Annotated in this window: 1 pseudogene; it reads right to left on the reverse strand. The window is 62.5% G+C overall.

Features of this window, described 5'->3' with window-relative positions:
• Positions 1-224 (reverse strand): annotated as a pseudogene (locus ACPXCG_RS23995) (HNH endonuclease); the annotation flags it as partial.

The raw sequence follows: 224 nt of genomic DNA on the forward strand, positions 1-224 counted from the left end.
TCGCGTGGTGCGGGTGGAGCTTTGAACCGGATGCGGCGTAGACCGGGGAACAGGGGTTCGAGGTTGTCGGCATCGCCAGGGATCACCAGACCTTCGGGCGTGGTGAACTCGGTGCGCAACCGGCCACGTGTGTCGCGGAACTGCTCATCGAGCCAGTTCCCGAACGTCTTGAGCACATGGGAGAACCGGTCTTTGATGTTCAGATTCTCCGGCACCGTCTGCCC

Source organism: Gordonia sp. DT218 (assembly GCF_049847105.1).
GTDB lineage: Bacteria > Actinomycetota > Actinomycetes > Mycobacteriales > Mycobacteriaceae > Gordonia.